Raw genomic sequence first — 20928 nt, 5'->3', positions numbered from 1 at the left:
ACTATTATTAATTGATTTACAAATTAATTAAAATATAAATTTCTTGATAATTTCTAATTTTTCCTCTGTGCATTTGTTCTACTGAAAAAGTCAGACATTAATTTATACCCGCCTTGTATGAAATATTCAATTAATTCAACAGAAAATTCCAGACTATTATTTATGTAAGATAATTCTTCGGCACTGAATTTACTTAGGACATAATCTGCAAGTTCACCTTCACCGAATTTATTACCGATTCCAAAACGAAGGCGAGGGAATTGATTTGATTCTAAATGATAAATTATAGATTTAAGGCCATTGTGGCCACCATCACTTCCAGATTTTCTTAATCTTATTTTACCTAATTCTAAGTTCACATCATCAACAATAATTAGCATATTTTCTAAATTAATATTGTTTTTTGAAAGAAATTCAGAAACTGCTATACCACTCAGATTCATGTATGTTGTTGGTTTGACCAAAAAAAATGTGGAAGACCCAATTGAACCTTCCACATAATGATAATTCTCTTTTTTCTTGAAATGAAGATTGTTTTTTGATGCAAATTTGTCGAGTATTATAAAGCCAATATTATGTCTTGTCCATTCGTATTTTTTGCCTGGATTACCCAAGCCTACAATGAGATACAAGACTTAATTATTCCTCTTCTTCAACTTTTCCTTTTGCAATTACTTCAGGTTCTTTTTGAACTTCTTCACCTTCAGCTGGTGCTGTAGGTTCTGCAGCAGCTCTTGGTAAAATGACAGATACAATAATTACATCATCGTTATGTAATATTTTTATGTTGTCTAATTTTAAGTCTTTGACATGAACAGATTCGCCAATACCAAGATTTGTAATATCCACTGTTATATGTTCTGGAATATTTGTAGGAAGACAAGCAATTTTTAGTCTGTGCATTTGATGTTGTAATAAACCGCCTTCTTTAATTCCTTTTGCAGTTCCTTCAAGAACAACGGGGACTTCGATTTCTATTTTTTCATCAAGTGAAATGCCCATAAAATCACAGTGAATAATTCTATCGGTTACAGGATCAAAATGAACATCTTTCAAAACAGATTTTCTTGGTTCAGAATCATCAATTATGAGATTAACAATGTGAGTCTCTGAAGTGTAAACAAGTGGTCTTAAAGATAATTCCGGCAAATAAATTGGAATTGGTTCGATTCCTTTAGCATAAAATATTCCAGGGACATTGCCTTCTTTTCTTAATTTATTAACCACACTTTTTGTTGATATGGTTCTTCTTTTTGCTGTAATGCTTATTTCTGACATATTAATTAACTCCTCATTATACTTACTAAATTTTATCTTTATCTATATCGAACAGTGAACTTATAGATTGATTTCTATTGCATCTTATAATTGCTTCTGCTAAAAGAGCAGAGGCCGATTTAACAATAATTTTATTTGACTTCTTCTTTAGTGGAATGCTATCCGTCACATATAACTTTGTAATTTGAGAATTATCAATTTTTTCAACAGCATCACCAGAAAGCAATGCATGAGTTATTGCTCCATAAACTTTATTTGCACCGCATTCTAATAATTTTTCTACTGCTTTAACAATTGTTCCACCTGTATCAATTAAATCATCTACAATCAATACATTTTTATCTTTTACATCTCCAATTAAATTCATTTCAGCAACTTCATTGTGTTTTGATCGTTTTTTGTCTATTACAACTAATCCTGCATTTAATCTATTTGCATAAGAACGTGCTAATTTAATGCCTCCAACATCTGGAGAGGCAACAACAAGATTTTTAATTTTACCTTTGAATAAAGGTGTAAAAATTGGCGATGCATATAAATGGTCAAACGGGATGTCAAAGAAACCTTGAATTTGAGCAGCATGCAAATCCATTGTAATAACTCTATCGGCACCTGCAACAGTAATTAAGTTAGCCACAAGTTTTGCAGATATCGATACTCTCGGTTGATCTTTTCTATCCTGTCTTGCATATCCAAAATATGGAAGAACAGCTGTAACACGTTTAGCCGACGCTCTTTTAGCAGCATCAAGCATAATTAATAATTCCATTAAATTTTCTGCTGGCGGTTGAGTCGGCTGAACTATATAAACATCTTCTCCGCGGACATTATCAATAAATTTTGTCCAGATTTCACCATCATTAAATCTCTTAATAAAAACTTTTCCTTCTGGTAATTTTAAATAATTACAGATTTTCTTTGTCAATTCAGGATTTGAACTGCCAGAGAAAATTAATGGTTGTGTTTCCAATTTAGTTTTTTAGCTATGTATTCTTAAAAATTGCTGCCAAATATAATTAAATCAGTAAGGTTAGTCAAACTTCCATTCAGATAATATCTTTATTTAACACGTTTATTAAATAAAAATGCAATTACGACAATCAGCACAAACAATGCAGCAATGTATATCCATAATGGTGTTTCCTTCAATTTGAAAGGACGATAAGTAGCAGTAATATATTTTCCTGTTCCAATTTCATCTAAAGTATATTTCCATGTGAGTTTATTACGTGATACTTCAGTTGCATTGTGGTCTAATATTTGTCCTGGCAGATAATAAATAAATGTCATAGAAAAATTTTTGCTTTCAAATCCAAAGCCAGTTGCAATTGGTTTGATGAACTGAGAAAAAATTTTAGTGTTCTTTTCACCATCTTTTATTGAAAGTTTGGAATCCTTAAATGCAGGTGTAGAATTCAAAGAATCAAGACTGTTAAATTCAAGTTCCACTTTTGCATGAATTGTGCTGTCTTCGTAATCTCTGTAAACTTCTACATTAGTTATTGAGCTGTATTGAGAACTAAATTCTTTGTAAACAGAATCTTGATTGAACAAACCAAGTTGTTCTACAATTATTGAATCTCTTGGATTTGTCCATTTCATCCAGTAATGAATAAACATATTACCGCTGCCGTCTTTTTTAATAGTTGTTACCTGCATATAGTTTAGACAGCCGCTTAGAAGTAAAATTAAAAGTAATGTGAGTGATATATTTTTTTTCATAGTTTTTGAGAATTTAACAGTTCAATATGCAAAAAAAGAATTAAATAACATTCGTGTTTTTATCTGAAACTATGTTTATTTTTACAAATTAAAATTTTGTCTTTATGGTAAAAATAAAGCAATGGAGGTTAATGATGCCAACTTATGATTATAAGTGTATTGACTGCGGTTATATTTTTGAAGAATTTCAGAACATGACAGAAGCCCCTCTTACTGAATGTCCAAAATGTAAAGGACAATTAAAAAGATTGATTGGTCCTGGAGCTGGTCCAATATTTAAAGGTTCAGGTTTTTATCATACTGATTATAAATTGAAATCCAACAATAATTCCTCAAATAAAAATAATAGTTCTGACAAGAAATAATAACCGAAATGAAAATGGGTGCTCGAATAAAAAGCACCCATTTTTTTAAAAGTCCATTCCTATTGAAATGTAATAACGAGGTGTTGAAAATCTATCGAGGTTCCATTTCCAAGCTACATCAATTTTCCATAAAAATAACATGTATATTCTAAAGCCAAAGCCAGTACCGATTAATAAATCTTGTGTTACAATGCTGTTATCTTGATTACGGCCAAAAAGTTTAAGCTTTTGTGTATCGTTCCATGCAGAACCTGCATCAAGAAAAGCAACACCAAGAATATTTTGAAATAAAAGCGGCAAAGGACCTGTAAGTAAATATCTAATTAATGGAAGACGAAGTTCCATATTTAAAAGAGAATATTTAGTTCCAATTTTTTCGGCATAGTCATAACCTCTTAAAGGCATTGCAGGAGATAGAAATGCAAAGTCAGATGCATTTTCAATTGGAACATCTTCGGTTGCAAAATTTCTATTTATCCAGTTTTCTGTTCCGCCAAGGAAAAATCTTTGGGGATTTCCACCACCCGAATAACCTCCTGATAATCTGAAAGCAAAAGAATTATCAAAGAAGAAACGGAAGTAGGTTCTGTAATCAAGATTAAGTGAATAGAAACTTTGCTGTCTTCTTGATAATCCGGGGTCGCCAAATACAGTTAAAGCATATCTTGTTCCTTCAATTGGAGAAGTATAACCTTCGAGAGTATTATCATGAACAAAACTTAAAGCAGGAACAAGATAAGTTGATTTGTCTATTGGCTCAAAAATGTTGTCCAGATTTTCTGCTGTAACACTCATCAAACTTAATGAACCATCAAGTCTATAGAATCTATTAAATGGATAACTTGCAGAAGCAACAAAACCAAAATTTCTGAAGCGGTATAAATCATAACCAAAAAATGAAGTTCGATATAAAAATCTTGCTGTATGAAATGCTTCAAAACCTAAGTCAAGTCTATTTTCAAGATAGTAATAAGCTAAACCATAATCGCTGTTTTTAATATCAATTTGTAAACTGGTTATTCCAATTAATCGGTGATTTCCAAGTACATCGCTGAAAGCGAGAATAGTTGTACCCTGCAAACCGTAAAGAGTGCTGTAGCCGGCATTTGCATATATTAAATCTGGAGAGAAATTTACTTTGTAACGATTAACAAGAAAATTACCCTGAGAATCTAATTTCTCTGTAAAAAGTTGTTTACGTCTTTCAATTCTTGTACTATCACTTTCTTCACTTGCAGCTCCAAATATGTATCTGCTGTAATCAACTTTTGATGAATCTTTTTTTACTTCAGATTTTGCTATGTATGAACCAACAAAAATTTTTCTTTCTTTTATTTGAGTAGAATCTGCTTTTTCCTGAGTGAGAGTTTTTGTGGAATCAGTTTTAGTTGTATCCTGTTCTTGAGTAAAAAGGGAAGTTGTTTCATTTTTCTTTGAACGCAGTAATGTCATATAATTTGTTGGCTGTAATGAGTCTGCAATTGCATTCATTTCAAAAGGATTGTTCAGCATAAAAATGTTGTAACCAAGTTTATATAAAGATGTAAACACCAATTTCTTTCCGTCATAAGAAATTGATGGTTGACTTATTTCACTAAGTGAATTAGTTATTGGTAAAGCTTTTTCATTAATTAGTTCGACAGCATCAGAACTGTCAGCTTTAGCAATTGACTTTTTATAAATATTATTAATTCCATTTTTGTCTGATATAAATAAAATTTCTTTCCCATCAGGAGATACTACGGGATATCGTTCATTGCTAAATGGCCAATCTGTTAGTCTTTTAATTTCTTTGGTTTCTGTGTTGATAATATATAGGTCTAACTGTTTGTAATTATGATTGCTCATCATAAAATCAGAAGGTATCATTGATGGATTAATATAATTTTCTCTATCTGATGTAAAAATTATTTTTTTCGAATCAGGAGTCCATATGGGGTCATTATCACTAAAGATGTCATCTGTAAGATTTATGAGTTCATTTGTTTTAAAATTATAAATATAAATATCCGATTGAGTTGAATTATGAGCTACAAAAGCCAATTTATCTCCATCGCGTGACCAGTCAACTGATTCAATGCCATCGAACTTAAATGGCAAATCATAACTTTTTTCTGTATTTGTATTGATAATTGTAATTACATCATATCCTTCTTTTTTAGTTGAAAGAGCAATTCTAATATTATCTGGCGACCAAGCAATAGATGGATGAAGAACAGTCAATTCTTCGAAGTCTGTTGTCTTGCCACTTTCAACAACTTTTTTAATAATTTTTCCAGTTAATGCATCCATGATGTAAACATCGAGATAAATATCTCTATCTGAAATAAAAGCAATTTTATCTCCCTGAGGTGAAATTGAAGGACTTGTATTATAAAAGCCGTAAGATTTTTTGTTGTCAGTTAATCTTTTTGCAAATTCATCAGGGTCCTGATATTTTGCAATGTCAGGCCAATATTCTTTTTTCAAACTTTTTTTCCAGCGTTCATTTAGTTCTTCTAATTCAATACCAATTGAAGATTTTAATGCAGCTTCGAGAGAGCCAAGTCCCTGAATTTTATTGATAAGTTCGCCTAATTTTTGTCTTCCATAAGTATCGGCAATATATTTAAAAACTGATTGACCGCCGCGATAACCGAGATACCCGCTTAGTTGATTTATATCAGGTAATGACTCACTGATGATTGCATTTCTTATAAACATATCTGTATAAGTTTCCCAGCCCTGTGAAAAATATTCTGCACTACCTTCCATGAACCAGTGGGGAAGTTGAAGAGTAATTCCTTTTGAAATTACATTTTGAATTGAACCGCCGAAATACATGTCCTGCATCACTGCATGAACGAGTTCATGATGAATCACATGGCGAAATTTTTCATAAGAGCCTTCGAATGGGAAAACAACTCGATTCTTAAATGGCTCTGTAAAGCCGCCAACACCTTGTCCAAGATATTCATCAGTAATATTTGTTTCCTGAAAATCGTTATGTGAATTATAAACGACGAGTGTTATTCTATTATTAATTTCGTAATTAAAATCTTGTTGTAGTTTACGCAAAGCATCTTCAGCTTCTGCTGCTGTAAACTCTGCAATTTTTTCTCCACCATTTGAAAAGTAGATATCAAAATGTTTTGTCTGAATGTAAAACCAATTATGATTTTTATATTGAACTCTGTTTTGTCCAAATTGAGAAAATATATTGCAGGTTGTTAATAAAAATACTGCAAGTAAAAAAATAAACTTTTTCATACTTTACCTCGCCATTGATGACAAACAGATTAATTAATTAATCAGCTTAAAATCGATTTCTCTTTTTTCTTCATCTACACGAATTAATTTTACATTTACTTTATCACCCAGACGAATTCTTCTTCCTGTGCTTTTGCCAGTTATTGAATAATTTTTTTCATCAAATAGGTAATAATCATCATCCATATCTCGGTAACGAATTAAACCTTCTGCAAGATTCTGGCTTAGTTCAACAAAAATTCCAAAATTTGTTATTCCAGATACAACACCATGAAATTCCTGTCCCACTTTACTTTTGAGATATTCAATTTGTTTCAGTTTTACAGATAATCTTTCTGCATTAATAGCAGTTCTTTCTCTTTCAGAAGCATGTTCGCAAATTTTTTCTAAATCTTCAATGTTATATTTTTTCTCCAGCTTATTTTGCAAGTAATTATAAATCAAATTGTGAACTATTAAGTCAGGAAATCTTCTGATAGGCGATGTAAAGTGTGTGTAATACTTAAATCCAAGTCCATAATGACCAATATTTTTTGTTGAGTAAATTGCTTTTGCCATAGAACGAATTGCAATTTCATTTACAACAGCTTCTTCTTCAGTTCCTTTAACACTATCAAGAAGTTTTTGAAATTCTTTTGATTTATTAGAACTGTTCGGGTCAAATGAATAACCAAGAGAGCGAACAAATCTTGCAAACTCAATTATTTTTTCTTTATCCGGTTGGTCATGAACACGATATACAAAAGGATAAACCTCTTCTCCTTTTTTCGGCTGAACATGTGTAGCAATTATTTGATTTGCCATAAGCATAAGTTCTTCAATTAAATTGTTACTTTCTCCAACCTTTTTGATGTTTATTTCTACAGGTTTCCCATTTTTGTCCAGTTTAAAGACAACTTCAGGCGTAAAAAAGTTTATACTGCCTTTCTTAATTCTTTTTTCTCTTAACACTTTTGCAATTTTATTAAGTAATGCAATTTGTTCATAAAAATCTCCTTGCCCCTCGTCAATTATTTTTTGAACTTCTTCATAAGTAAATCTTCTTTTGCTGTTAATAATAGATTTGTGAATTTCATAATTGACAATTTTTCCAGTAGGAGTAACTTCTGCTAAAACTGAAAAGGTTAATCTGTCTTTACCTGGTACAAGTGAACAAATTTGATTTGATAATTTTTCGGGAAGCATTGGAATAACTTTTCCAACTAGATAAACACTTGTGCCTCTCTTAAGAGCTTCTTTGTAAGTTGCAGAATTTTCTCTGACATAGTGACTTACATCCGCAATATGAACACCAAGCAGAAAATTTCCATTTTTAAGTATTTCTACAGAGACAGCATCATCAAAATCTTTTGCATCTTCAGGGTCAATTGTAAAAATAATTTTATCTCTTAAATCAATTCTTTTTTTGAATTCGGCTTCGGGAATTTCTTCTGTGATTTTTTCAGCTTCTTTTAATACAGAATTTGGGAATTTATAGGGAAGTTCAAATTCTCGAGCTATAGAAGCAATTTCAACATCGAATGAACCTGCTTTTCCAAGAACTTCAATTATTTTTCCTTCAGGGTTAAGATTAGGTGAAATCCATTTAATATTTCCAACTACTACTTTATCTCCAGCTTTTGCGCTGCCAAGATTTTTTGAAGAAATATAAATATCACGATGAATTTTTTTATCATCAGGAATTACAAAATAGAATGAATTACTTTTCTGAAGTGTACCTACAATTTCTTTTCTGTTTCGTTCAACAATGTCGACAATTGTTCCTTCGATATTTTTGCCTCTTTGACGCTCAAGTAATTTTACTTCAACAATATCACCATCAAAAGCTGTATTAAGATTTTTTCCTGCAATAAAAACATCTTTGATATTTTGATTATTCAGAATTACAAAGCCATAATCGCCATCTGAAATTATTTGCAGAGTGCCTATTAATTTTTCGCTGCCATAACGATTAAGTTGATAACGCTTGCCGGATTTTTCGAGAAATCCTTCTTCTGTAAGTTTATGTAAATAATATTTTAATTCGGCATATTCATAACTGTCGAATATACTGAGTCTCTCGGCAAGCTCTTTTGATTTTATTTTGAGAGATGGATTGTTTTTAAAAAATGATTTTATTTTTTTCTTCATCAGAATACAAACCTGTATTTAAGTGCTAATTCATTTATTTTTTCGTCAAAACTGTATTTTTGTACAATTGGGTCTTTTCTTTCAACTCGAATTAAAAAATTAGGATTAAATGGATACTCAATTTTAATATTTGCCTTGTTTATATTTTGAAAAACTTCTGTTGTACCTCCAATGCTGTAACGAAGATTTTGAATTCTTCCCGAGAAACTGAATTTTGTATGTTCTCCAATTCTGCTAATTTGAATGTTATTAACTAAATCGCCAACAGCAGAATTCACAAAGCTTGTAAGCATTGAACCAAGAAATGATGTAGCAGAATTCTGAACATCTGTAATTAAACCTGCGGTTTCTGCTCTATCCTGTGCAGTTAAATCATCTTTAAATTTTCCAAGAAGTATGAAAGAAAAGGCATCTGAATAATCATAACGGGTATCTTTAATGTTATTTTGAATATTTCTTGTTCCAACATAAACTCCAATGCTTTCAGGATTATTTGCAAGGTTTTTTCCTATTTCAGAAAGTAGTCCTTTGATTTTAATTTTTACAGCAACTTCTTGAGGAGCTGCGTTAAGCTCCCTCGGATTAATATAATCATTTGTATAAGTTGCAATAATATCAAGATATGGGTCTGTAATATTACTTTCAAATCTTATTACGCCTTCTGCATCAAATGATTTGAAGAATTCTAATTTTGAACCCTGCATTAATTGAAATGAACCCTGTGCTCGTGTTACTCCATCTATGAATTCATATTTTAATTCACCGGTCATCTCAACAAATAATTTTTGATTTGCAGCTTGAGATAAGATGAAGGTCATTTGCGCAATGTTATCTACTTTAATTCCAATATCATAATCAAACTTAAATTCTTTTTCTTTCAAATTCTCATTTTGCTTTTTAAGATTTTTTTCTGCTTCGAGTATTTCACTAAATCTTAATAATTCTTTATCAATTTTTGATGAATCAACAACATAAGTTATTTTAAAATTACTTCCTGAATTCTGATAATTGTCACTGCTGACTGTGTAAATTAAATTTGTTTGTTTAAGTAAAACATTACCTTTAAAAAATAATTTGCTATCTTTCCATGTAAGCTGGCAATCAGGATTTGTTTCCACAACAAGGTCACCATAGAGATATGGACTTGTCTGCCTTGATAACTCACTCAAAAGTGCAATATTGCCATTCACATTTATTGATACATCTTTGATTGATAAACCATCATAAAGAATATTTCCATAACCTGAAATTTTACCACCATAACGAGTTCCTCCAGCGTTAGCAAGCAGTAAACTATCCACAGAAATTTTATTTTTTTCAAATTTTAGTTTAATTCCGCATTCATAATTTAGATTATTGTTAAGAGATTTAAAATGCCCTTTGATTAGATTCATATAACCTGAAAATTCAGGTTTGTTAAGTCTGCCAGTTACATCAATTTCAGTAATTAAATTACCTCGCTGCTCAATAATGTTTGGAATAAGATTTTCAAGAGAACTTATATTAAAGTTTTCTGATTTTATTTTTATTGCAATCTCTTCATCTTTTATAATTCTATCTTTAACAGATTCAAAACTTAAGTTTACGGGAATGCTTCCAGTTATTGTAAAAAGCGGATTGTTATAATTATAAGTTGAATCCAGATATTTAATATTGGTCCATATTTTTTTGTTTTCATAATTAATCGTACCAGTAAGATTTCCTAATTTTCTTTTTGAATATGAAATATCATTAACATTAACACTTGTTAATATTCTTGGGTCTTTGAACTCGCCATTAACAGAAATGTTTATATCACAATCTGCTTTAAGAAATGGATTAATTGAACCTAATAAATAATTACTCAAAATTTTGCCGGAGATATTGTTGAAGTTTAATTGCAAATTTTGTTTGCCGGTTGATTCAATAATTCCACTTGCAATAATAGAAGAAGTATCGTGAATTAAAGCGAGGTTTTTAATTTTAAAATAATTCGGATTGAAGAGAACTTTTATTGTATCCCTGTTTTTCCAATTTATATTCTGAAAATCAATTGATAAATCGTTCAATAAAATTTGTTGTTCAACAGGTGTTATAAGAACAATTCCTTCTGCATTCGCTTTTATTAAGTTTTCGATTTCTGCTGTTGTATTAAAAAATAATTTACTTTGATTGAAGACTACATCTGCTTCAATATTTTCAATGTTGCCGCCTGAATAAAATCTTTTTCCTGTTAGAGATACTGTCCCAAATAATTTATCGAATGAAAAGTAATTATTATTGCGCGTAAAATTAATATCGGTTTCCAAATCAGAAATATAAATTGTTTCATCTTTCTGCATTAGAACAAAATAATCTAAATTGAGTGATGTGTTGATTGAAAAATTTGATGATTGATTGTTAATATTTCCTTTTCCTGTTCCCACAATATCCAGTCTTTTATTACCGAGAAGCGATGCAATTAAACTAAAATCTTTCAGCTTAAAATTGAAATTGAAAGATAAATCTTGTTTTGCAATTTCAGGTAAATTTATTTGAACAGTGTCAATCCTGCTTTCTTTTGAAATTACAGCGAGTGGATTTAACTGATTTAGTTTATCAGAAATAATTTTAGAAAGTGCTTTGGATTCATATGAAAGCAGTTCAATTGCCCGGCTTAAAGAAAAATCTCCCTCGATGTTAAAATCAACAAAATCCGAAATCATGTTGATAGTTCTGTATGTATCTTGCTTTTTAAGTATTACATCAATGCTTGAATATTTTATATCAGTCTCTCTAAATTTTGATGAATCAATCCCAAATGAGAATGTGCCTGTAATTTTATCCGGGTCAATATGTTGACCTTCTGCACTAAAGTAAAAATTTAGATTGCTTTTGTCGCTTTCTTTTTTTGTAAAATCAGATAAATCAAGATTTTTCAAACTCCCAACAATGCTATAAATTGGGATTGTATCATTTACGAAATCAATATTTCCCAAAAATATTGCTTCAGTTAATTTAGAATTTCCTTCAATATCCAGATTAATGTTTTTGTTTTGAGCTTTTGCAGTTGCAACAAGTTTATCAATTTGCACATCATTAATAAAGGAATTTTCTGCATTGAATTTGAAGTCACTTAATAGTTCAGCAGGTTTTGTTCCTTTTCCAGTTAAGAAACCAGATGAATTAAGAATTGTCCTAAAGCCAAGTAATGGTTCTAAATTTATGTTGTTTGTTTTGAATTTTATGTCATAAATAATTGGGCTCTTTTTTAGATTGAGTGAACAATCAAATGCTAAATTTCCGTCTTCAATATTTCCTGCAAATTTTGTTTTGAAATTTGTAGGTTCTCCTTTGAATTCAATGTTTACAGAAGATACCGAAAGTTTTGCAAATTCGGGCAATTTCAAATCGGGGAGAAGAGCAATCACATCTTTATAATTAATATCTGTGTCAACAATTTTTGCATCAATAAATAATTTCTCCGGTTTATTTAGATTGAGCATTCTTCCATTAATTTCGATATGAGATTTTCTGTAATCGAGAATAAGTTTTTGAATATTGAAATCTCCAAACTTTCCTTTTGCATATAATTTGAGCGAAGAGTTGCCTCTTAAAATTTCAGTACTTTTTATAAATGATGATAAATCAGCAAAGTTGAATGAATTTATATTGAGTTCAATTGTTACAGGACAGTTTTTAAAATCATTCAACTCAACATTACCGAATAGATTCAAGCTGTCAAGTCTTGCATTTAATCTGATGTCGCTGCTGTCTGTTTCTAAAGCAAAATTTGTAACTGCAGCAAAATTTTTTGTGACTGCAAAATTTCCTGAAATATTTTTTAGTGTAAATCGATTAAGATTTGGTTTGAAAGAGAATTCTTTCAGTAAGAATAAATAATCTGAATTATTAATGTCGATAAATGCCTGAGCAGATAAATTTAGATTTTTGATTTGAATGTCATCATAATTAATGTTGTTGTAGAATTTATTGGACTTAATGTTGTCGAAAGTTTGTTTTACAATGTTTATGTTTTTTAATTGAAAATCATTAATCTGTATGTAAAAAGGAAATGTAGATTTTGTTGTATCTTCTAATTTGGGTTTAAGCAGCTTTTGATAATTCCATGTACTATCCTCGTGCTGAAGCAAATTTATTTCAGCATTTTCAAGAGAAATTTTTCTTACATAGATTTTTTTTAATATAAGTTGAAGCGGACTAATTTTTATCTCGATTTTATTTGCATAAAGAAGTGTATCATCGTTAATCTTAACGGAAGTGTTTCTTAAAAAAAGGGAAGTAAGAATTGTTCCATCAATTTTTTCAATATTTAGCTTTCCATTAATTTCATTGTTAACCAGTTCAATTACTTTGTTCCTGAAAAGCTCGCGAAAAGTTCTTGTCTGTGAAAAACCAATAAAAAGAATAAATAAAAATATTATCCCGAGAAATATGCCAATGAAAGTATTGATAATTTTTCTGGATAAAGAGCGTTTAGTTTTTGTTTTTTTTAATGGTTGAATCATTCTTTGAATTTCTCGAGTATTGTATTAATTATATTTGTTGTTGATTGAAAATTAACGAACTCAATTGTTTCTACTTTTCCGCCTGCAGCTTCAACAATATCACTTCCAACAATTTTATCTTTAGACCAGTCAGCACCTTTTACGAGAACATCCGGTATTAATTTTTTAATAACTTCGTAAGGAGTTTCTTCTTCGAAAATTGTTACATAATCAACAGCTTTTAAGTTAGAAATTATAAAAGCTCTTTCATTTTGAGGAACAATTGGTCGCCTGTTGCCTTTTATTTTTCTCATTGATGTATCTGAATTAACAGCAACAATTAAGATATCTCCAAGAGACTTTGCTTTATTGAGATAGTCGACATGTCCTGCATGAAGTATATCAAAACAGCCATTTGTGAAAACAACAATTTTATTCTGCTTTTTAAGTTCATTTCTAATTTCAATAAGTTCGTCGAGTTCTTTTATTCTGTTCATTCTTTTATCTCGTCAATTACTTCGTTGAACAATTTGTCAATTGAAATTGGCACAATACCAACTTCTTCGCAGACAAGACCACCTGCAAAATTAGCAAGATAAGCTGCATCATAAATATCAGCGCCTGCGGTAAGAGCAATAGTCAAAGTTGAAATTACAGTATCACCTGCACCGGAGACATCTGCTACTTTTCTTGCTTTTGTCGGAATTTTTCTTTCTGTTTTACCATTTTCAAAAAGAGCTACTCCTTCTTCGCCAAGTGTTAAAAGAACATATTTAGCTTTTAATTTTTCCATCAAAGTTTTGCCTGCATTAGTTATATCTTCCGATGTTTTGATTTTAATGCCAAGCACATCTTCTGTTTCTTTTCTATTTGGCTTAAAAACAGTTACACTTTTATAAGAAAAAAAGTTATTGAATTTTGGGTCAACTGTAATAATTTTTTTGGATTCATTGGCAATATTAATTATTTCTTCGATTAATCTGGAAGTAAGAACACCCTTGTTGTAATCTTCAAGAATGATTGCATCAATATTTTTGATATTCTTTTTTAATACATCAATAATTTTATTTTCGATTTTGGAGTTGATTGGAGTTATATCTTCTTTATCAATTCTTACAACATGCTGATTGTGAGCTATCACTCTAATTTTAGTTGTTGTTGGGCGATCTTTATCAACAATTATAAATGAATCATTAATTTTTAATTCTGCCATTAATGTGCGTAAAATTTTTCCATTGTAATCATTTCCAATAACACCAATAGGTAAAGGAATCCCTCCAAGTGTCAAAATATTGTGAGCAACATTCATAGCTCCACCAAATCTTGAGAACTCATTATCAATTGCAACAACCGGTACAGGAGCTTCAGGTGAAATTCTGCTTACTTCGCCCCAGTAATAACAATCGAGCATCATATCACCGATTACTGCAATTTTTTTGTTGTAAAATTTTTTCTTAAGGTTATTCAGTTTTTTGATGGTAGTGTTAAGCATAATTTTTTTTATCTCCATTGTGCAAGTTGATTGAAGAAATTTATTTTAATTAAACCATTTTCTGTTCCGAGCCAGAGGAATGTTCCATCAAAAAAAATTTTATTAACAGTTTTTGGAATTCGTTCGTCATTTATTGGAATAACTTTTTGATTAATTCTGTTTATCAAAACAATTCCTCTGCCATAAGTTTCTTTTGTTTCTTTGCCAAATTGATAAAGAGAAACCCATATATAATTTCCGGTTCTTTCAAGGTCATAAACTCCATTGCCAGTCAAACCTCTAAAGTTGTCAAAACGAATCCATTCATTTTTCCTGTTGTATCTGAATAATCCTCCAACATTAAATTGAGGACGTTCTGCTGTGATAAATTCATCCAGTCCAATCCAGACAAAATTTCTTTCAAGCAAGACTGAAGAAATTGAAACCTGTTCACCTTCACCATTAAAATAGTTATATCTGTTATCATAAAAAGTAATCGCGGTTGCATTATTCAAATCTTTTGATTTATCATACTTATGCAAACCTGCTTCTGTTCCAAACCAAACTATGCTGTCGCCATCAACTTGAATTGTTTTTATTGTATTTGTTTTTTCGTTGTTTCCAACAGTTAAGTTGTAATCAATGAAACGGCCACTTTTTAAGTCATACTTTGTAAGGTATTGGAATCTTCCAATCCATACAACATTTTCAAATTTATCATAAGCAATAGAACGAATCCAGTTAGCAAGTTGACCACCGAGTGCAAATTTTCTTTTTGTCCAGTTATTCCTTTTTTTATCATAAATAAATAAACCATCAATTGAACCAGCCCAAACAAAATTTTCATTTGCTGTTATGCAGTAGAAATAATCATGCTGCAAATTTCCTTTCGAACTTGAAAATTGTTGCCATGTATTTTGAGAAGGCAAATACTTGAAAATTCCATTGCCATTTGTAGCTATCCAGATATCTTTTCCATCACTGCATATATCAGTAACGGCAGAACCTTTTAAGTAAAATTCAAAATCATCATTTGATTGTGAAAAAATCAATGAACTTAAAAATAAAAGTGCAATTAGAGTATTTTTCATAGCAATTAGTTTTCGATAATTTTCAACTGGAAAAATAATATTAAGATTCTTTTGATGGAAATATAAAGATGCAATTATTTAAGAACGGAGAAATTGATTTCACTTTTTTCGATTTCAATATTCCATACTTTTTTAAATCCATCGATTAAACATTCTGAAAGTTTTTTATAATCAACATGTTTACCAAGTATTGTTTCAATCTCAATAGTTTTTTGATATATATCATTTTTGATTAATGATTTTGTATTTTCATCAATATTTATATAATCAACAAGGTTTCTGTGATATTTCCCGCAAAGAATAGAACCATGCTGAAGAATGGCATTATTTAATTTTCGTTGAGCACTTCCAATTAATTTTCTTCCATTAAATTTAACTTCATTTTTTGCTGCAGTTCCAAAACATAAAATGCCAGATGGCTCTTTTAACAATTTTGAGAAATCAGGTTGAAGATTTTCCAATTCAAGTTTAGAAAATACTGGATGATATAATTTTAATCCTTCAATTAATGCTAAGGATATTTTTTGATACACTTCTTTGGCACTTCGAATTTTAGAAAAGGGGAGAATAACTGAATAAGTAATTTCTTCAGCATGAAGAATAGCTCTCCCCCCTGTTGGTCTTTTTACAACATCGAGTCCGTCGCTAAATGCTTTTTCAAGATTAATGTCTTCAAATTTTTGATGCGCACCAAGTGAAATACAAAATGGTTTCCATCTGTAAAGTCTGAAATATGCATTATCGTCAGGACAGGTTTGTGCAAGTTGAAAATCAAAATCCATATTAAATTTGCCTGTCGATTCACCGGTATCAATGAAAAACCATCTCATCTTCTTACAACGCCACGTTCGGAGGATTCAATAAATTCAATTACATTTTTAACAAGTGGATGCTCAGAAAATTTTTCTTTGATAATTTTTAATGCTTCAGTATGATTCAAACCGGAGTTGTAAAAAATTCTATAAGTTTCTTTTAGTGTATTGATATCTTCAGAAGAAAAATTTCTTCTTCGCAGACCAACAATATTTAATCCCATAAATCTTGCTGGATAGCCGCTTACGAGAGAGTAGGGAGGAATGTCAGTTCCAACCATACCGCCGCCACCAACCATTGCATGCTGACCAATTTTACAGAATTGATGAACTGCACCCTGACCGCCAATTATTACTACATCTTCAATTGTAACATGTCCTGCAATTTGAGTTGCATTTGAGATAATTACTTTGTCCCCAATTTTACAATCATGAGCAACATGTGTATATGCCATCAATAAACAATTTTTCCCGATAACAGTTTTTCCTGTAGCAGCAGTGCCTTTATGGAGAGTTGCAAATTCACGAATAACAGTATCGTCACCTATAAACAAGTAAGTTTGCTCATTGGCATATTTTAAATCCTGCGGTAAATTAGAAATCGAAGCACCTTGAAATATTTTTACACGGTTTCCAATTCTTGCACCATTATAAATTCCAACATGAGGACCAACTTTGCAGTCATCCCCGATTTCAACATCATCTTGAATGACTGCATATGGACCAATTTCAATGTTGTCACCTAATTTAGCTTTAGGACTTACAATTGCGGTTGGATGAATATTGTTCATAACAGTAAAAATTAATTTTGAGGTTTATTTTCTTTATCAACTATTGCACCCATAAATTCTGCTTCGGCAACAAGGTTGCCGTCAACATATGCAGAACCCTTTATGGAAAAATATTTTGTTTTCTTAGAAATAATTTCTGCTTCAAGAATTAGCTGGTCACCTGGAACAACAGGTTTTCTGAATTTTGCATTATTAATGCTCATAAAGTAAACAAGATGATTAGCCGGGTCAATAAATGAATTGAGCACTAAAATACCACTTACCTGAGCCATTGCCTCAACAATTAAAACTCCGGGCATAATTGGTTGACCTGGAAAATGTCCAGGGAAAAATGGTTCATTAATTGTTACACACTTTACACCAACAACTCTTTTATCGAGTTCAAGGTCAATAATTTTATCGACAAGTAAGAAAGGATAGCGATGGGGCAAAATTCTTTGAATTGCATTGGCATCAAAAACAACACCTTCCTTTTTAACAAGCTGATATTTTTTAACAAGTTTTTTCTGCTGATAAAGTGTTCTAATTTTCTTTGCGAATTCTACATTTGCTTTGTGACCAGGTCTTGCTGCTAAAATTTGAGCTTTGATAGGAACTCCAATTAAAGCCAAATCTCCCATCATATCAAGTAATTTATGTCGAACAGGTTCATTTTTAAAACGCAGTTGATTGTTGCTTAAAAATCCTTCGTGTGTAATTGAAATATCTTCAGGAAGATTTAATTTTTCTTTCAATCTTTTTAATCTTTCATCATCAATTTCGTGGTCTACAATTACTACAGCGTTGTTGATATTACCACCTTTAATTAAGCCTTGGTCTGCAAGTTGTTCTACTTCACTTAAAAAGCAGAATGTTCTTGCAGGAGCAAATTCAGTTATAAATTCTTTTTCGAGATTAAATAAACCTGTATGCTGACTTCCTAAAGCAGGATTTTGATAATCAACCATTATTGTTATTCTGTAATCATTCAAAGGTAAAGCTACAATGTCAATTTTCTTATCTTCATCGTGATACATAACAGTCTGGTCAATAACAAGATAATCTTTTGGACTGTTTTGTGTAACAAATCCAGCTTCAAGAAGTTTTTCAACAAAAGGCATTGCACTTCCATCGCCAACAGGAGGTTCAATACCATCTATTTCAATTATTATGTTGTCAATTTGAAGACCTACAATTGCTGCTAAGACATGTTCGACCGTGTGAACTTTTGCCTCTCCAATGCCAAGTGTAGTTCCTCTTGATAAATCAACAACATAATCAACATTAGCAGGAATTTCTGGGCTTCCGCCCAAATCCACTCTTATAAATTTTATCCCGTAATTTTCGGGGGCAGGTTTAAATGTAATTGTGCAAGATGTGCCTGTATGTAAACCAGTGCCAGATAATGTGACTGGTTTTGCAATGGTTCTTTGTAGTTCTAACATTAGTTATCCTTCTTTCCTGTTAGTTCAAAAATTTTACTTTCCAAAAATGCAATTTTTTCTTCTAATTTTTTAATTCTTTCTGAATATTGCGGCAAATTTCTTATGTGAGCTTCTAATCTTAATTGAGTAGACATTTCTTCGGCGGGAGTTCCTCTGTATTTACCCGATTTTTTTATTGATTTTGAAACACCTGATTGTGCACCTATTATTGTTCCATCGGCAATTTCTATATGACCAACAAATCCCGATTGGCCTGCTATCATACAATGCTTTCCAATTTTTGTGCTTCCTGATATTCCTGATTGAGCAGCAATAGCTGTATGTTCACCAATTACAACATTGTGTGCTACTTGAACAAGATTATCAATCTTTACACCTTTTTTAATTAATGTTGAACCAAGTGCTGCTCGGTCGACAGAAACATTTGAACCAATTTCTACATCATCTTCAATAACAACATTTCCAATTTGAGGTACTTTTTCATATTCACCTTTATCATTTAAAACATATCCAAATCCATCAGAACCAATGCATGTATTTGAGTGAATAATTACATTGTTACCAACCACACAATTTTCTCGAATTGTTACATTAGGATAAATTAATGTATTCGAACCTATTTTAACATTTTCCATTAAAACAGTATTATGAAAAATAAATGTGTTATCTCCAATTTCACAGTTTTCAGAGACTACAACATTTTTCCCGATTGCCACATTTTTGCCAAGTTTTGCTGTCGGATGAATAGATGCAGTAGAATCAATTCCAGATAAATTTAACTTTGGTTTTAAAAAAGTTGTTATGATTTTTTGAAAAGCAACATTTGGATTTTGAACTTCAATATAACTTAAATCACTTCTTGTTTTTTTGAATTCTGGACTTATGATTACGGCGGAAGCTTTTGTGGTTTCGAGATATTTTTCATAAGCAGGAAGATAGAGAAATGTTAAATCGCCTTGTTTTGCTTCTTCGATTTTTGCGATACCTGATATTTCAACATCGGGATTTCCGATAACAGTACCGCCGACAAAGTCGGCGGCATCTTTCAATTTTATTTTCATAAATACTCACTTTAATTTTTCAAGAACAAGATTGGTGACATCGTATTCTTCTTTAGCATAGAGAAACATAATATCACCACTTCTATCAAATATAAAATCATAATTGTTTTCTTTAGCTACTTCTTGAATTGCATTAAAAATTCTATTCAGGATTGGCTTGTTTAGTTCTTCCTGTTTTTGAAACAGTTCGCCTCTAACACCAAATTTTTCCTGTCTGAATTTTGAAATTTGGTCTTCCATTTGAACAAGTTCTTTTTCAATTTCAACTCTTCTTTGTTCGCTCAGGATTAATTTTCTTCTTTCATAGTCATCATATTTTGTTTTCCAATCTTTTTCCATTTTGCTTAATTCTTCCTGCCATTCTTTAATTATAGCATCTAATTTTTTTTGAGCATCCTGATATTCTGGAAGCTGTTTCATTATAGCATCACTATCAACATAACCAATTTTTAATTGTGCATATGCAACTGATGCAAAAAGAAAACCAATTAATAAGAATTTTTTCATTTTATAAGTCCGTTTTTATTTTCCTCTTTTCAGACGGTCAAGAACCTTAAATGTTATGTCGAAAGAAGGGTCCGCATAAAGAACAACAACTTCACCTGCTTTGTCGAGTACATAGTGCATTCCTTCTTCCTTTGCAACATTTTCAATTGCTTTGAAAATTTTTTGTTTAACTGGAGCCATTAATTGGTCCTGCTTAATAAAATATTCTCCATTAGGTTGACTGAATTTTTGTTCTCTGAATTGTTGAAGTCTTTGTTCTTTCTCAATAATTTTTTGCTGGGCTTCACGCTGTTTTTCTTGAGTCATTGTTTGAGCTTGTTTTTGATAATCGGCATAAGCATTCTGCAGTTCTGTTGCCATACTATCTGCCTGCTTTCTCCATTGAGATACTAGTGCTTCAAGGTCGCTCTTTGCTTTAATTGCTTCTGGAAATTGTGCTAATATAATTTCTGAATCAACATATCCAACTTTTAATTGTAAAGTTTGTGTTTGAGCTGATTGTTGAGTTTGTGCAAATAATGTTGTAGCTGCAAAAATGAATAATATTACTTTTTTCACGAT

17 protein-coding genes are annotated in these 20928 nt (G+C 31.0%); 1 reads left to right on the top strand and 16 read right to left on the bottom strand.

The genetic code is table 11. From position 1 onward, the window contains the following. Window positions 1-53 precede the first annotated feature (53 nt). The 4 genes from pth to VJY32_RS11245 all read right to left on the bottom strand — a co-directional run bounded on the left by pth (window position 54) and on the right by VJY32_RS11245 (window position 3000). Window positions 54-632: an aminoacyl-tRNA hydrolase gene (gene pth, locus VJY32_RS11260; RefSeq protein ID WP_353678015.1), complete on the bottom strand. Its 579-nt coding sequence runs from the start codon at window positions 630-632 to the stop codon at window positions 54-56. A 7-nt stretch (window positions 633-639) separates the two neighbouring features. After that, window positions 640-1278, bottom strand: coding sequence for a 50S ribosomal protein L25 (locus VJY32_RS11255; protein ID WP_353678014.1), 639 nt, complete (start codon window positions 1276-1278; stop codon window positions 640-642). 25 nt (window positions 1279-1303) lie between these two features. After that, window positions 1304-2248: a ribose-phosphate diphosphokinase gene (locus tag VJY32_RS11250; RefSeq protein WP_353678013.1), complete on the bottom strand. Its 945-nt coding sequence runs from the start codon at window positions 2246-2248 to the stop codon at window positions 1304-1306. An 89-nt stretch (window positions 2249-2337) separates the two neighbouring features. Then, window positions 2338-3000 carry a hypothetical protein gene (locus tag VJY32_RS11245; RefSeq protein ID WP_353678012.1) on the bottom strand — a complete coding sequence of 221 codons (663 nt, stop codon included), beginning with the start codon at window positions 2998-3000 and terminating at the stop codon, window positions 2338-2340. A gap of 131 nt (window positions 3001-3131) precedes the next feature. Between VJY32_RS11245 and VJY32_RS11240 the strand changes: the two genes are divergently transcribed. Beyond that, complete coding sequence (locus VJY32_RS11240; RefSeq protein ID WP_434968540.1) at window positions 3132-3365, top strand: FmdB family zinc ribbon protein; 234 nt, start codon at window positions 3132-3134, stop codon at window positions 3363-3365. Between the two features lie 45 nt (window positions 3366-3410). Here VJY32_RS11240 and VJY32_RS11235 read toward each other — a convergent pair whose 3' ends face one another. The 12 genes from VJY32_RS11235 to VJY32_RS11180 form a co-directional block, all read right to left on the bottom strand. Further along, a complete protein-coding gene (locus VJY32_RS11235) occupies window positions 3411-6614 on the bottom strand; it encodes a peptidase MA family metallohydrolase (protein WP_353678011.1) in 3204 nt (1067 codons plus the stop codon). Between the two features lie 33 nt (window positions 6615-6647). Next, window positions 6648-8744: a ribonuclease R gene (rnr, locus tag VJY32_RS11230; protein ID WP_353678010.1), complete on the bottom strand. Its 2097-nt coding sequence runs from the start codon at window positions 8742-8744 to the stop codon at window positions 6648-6650. Next, complete coding sequence (locus tag VJY32_RS11225; RefSeq protein WP_353678009.1) at window positions 8744-13231, bottom strand: hypothetical protein; 4488 nt, start codon at window positions 13229-13231, stop codon at window positions 8744-8746. The genes rnr and VJY32_RS11225 overlap by 1 nt, the downstream gene beginning before the upstream one ends. Further along, window positions 13228-13707 (bottom strand): D-glycero-beta-D-manno-heptose 1-phosphate adenylyltransferase, encoded by a 480-nt coding sequence (gene rfaE2 / locus VJY32_RS11220; protein ID WP_353678008.1) that lies wholly within the window; start codon window positions 13705-13707, stop codon window positions 13228-13230. Before rfaE2 ends, VJY32_RS11225 begins: the two co-directional genes overlap by 4 nt. Then, a complete protein-coding gene (rfaE1, locus tag VJY32_RS11215) occupies window positions 13704-14702 on the bottom strand; it encodes a D-glycero-beta-D-manno-heptose-7-phosphate kinase (protein WP_353678007.1) in 999 nt (332 codons plus the stop codon). Before rfaE1 ends, rfaE2 begins: the two co-directional genes overlap by 4 nt. Window positions 14703-14710: 8 nt before the next feature. Next, window positions 14711-15772, bottom strand: a complete 1062-nt coding sequence (locus VJY32_RS11210) for a ligand-binding sensor domain-containing protein (RefSeq protein WP_353678006.1) — start codon at window positions 15770-15772, stop codon at window positions 14711-14713. Between the two features lie 74 nt (window positions 15773-15846). After that, window positions 15847-16602 (bottom strand): lipoate--protein ligase family protein, encoded by a 756-nt coding sequence (locus VJY32_RS11205; protein ID WP_353678005.1) that lies wholly within the window; start codon window positions 16600-16602, stop codon window positions 15847-15849. Beyond that, a complete protein-coding gene (gene lpxA, locus VJY32_RS11200; RefSeq protein ID WP_353678004.1) occupies window positions 16599-17375 on the bottom strand; it encodes an acyl-ACP--UDP-N-acetylglucosamine O-acyltransferase in 777 nt (258 codons plus the stop codon). The genes VJY32_RS11205 and lpxA overlap by 4 nt, the downstream gene beginning before the upstream one ends. Window positions 17376-17386: 11 nt before the next feature. Continuing rightward, window positions 17387-18799 (bottom strand): bifunctional UDP-3-O-[3-hydroxymyristoyl] N-acetylglucosamine deacetylase/3-hydroxyacyl-ACP dehydratase, encoded by a 1413-nt coding sequence (locus VJY32_RS11195; protein ID WP_353678003.1) that lies wholly within the window; start codon window positions 18797-18799, stop codon window positions 17387-17389. Then, window positions 18799-19860, bottom strand: coding sequence for a UDP-3-O-(3-hydroxymyristoyl)glucosamine N-acyltransferase (gene lpxD, locus VJY32_RS11190; RefSeq protein ID WP_353678002.1), 1062 nt, complete (start codon window positions 19858-19860; stop codon window positions 18799-18801). Before lpxD ends, VJY32_RS11195 begins: the two co-directional genes overlap by 1 nt. Before the next feature lie 6 nt (window positions 19861-19866). Further along, window positions 19867-20367, bottom strand: coding sequence for an OmpH/Skp family outer membrane protein (locus tag VJY32_RS11185; RefSeq protein ID WP_353678001.1), 501 nt, complete (start codon window positions 20365-20367; stop codon window positions 19867-19869). Between the two features lie 15 nt (window positions 20368-20382). Beyond that, a complete protein-coding gene (locus tag VJY32_RS11180) occupies window positions 20383-20925 on the bottom strand; it encodes an OmpH/Skp family outer membrane protein (RefSeq protein WP_353678000.1) in 543 nt (180 codons plus the stop codon). Window positions 20926-20928: the final 3 nt, after the last annotated feature.

This window comes from Rosettibacter primus (genome assembly GCF_036860675.1).
Taxonomy (GTDB): Bacteria; Bacteroidota; Ignavibacteria; order Ignavibacteriales; family Melioribacteraceae; genus Rosettibacter; species Rosettibacter primus.
Note: the sequence above shows the minus strand (reverse complement) of the source record. Positions and strands in the feature narration are given on the sequence as shown.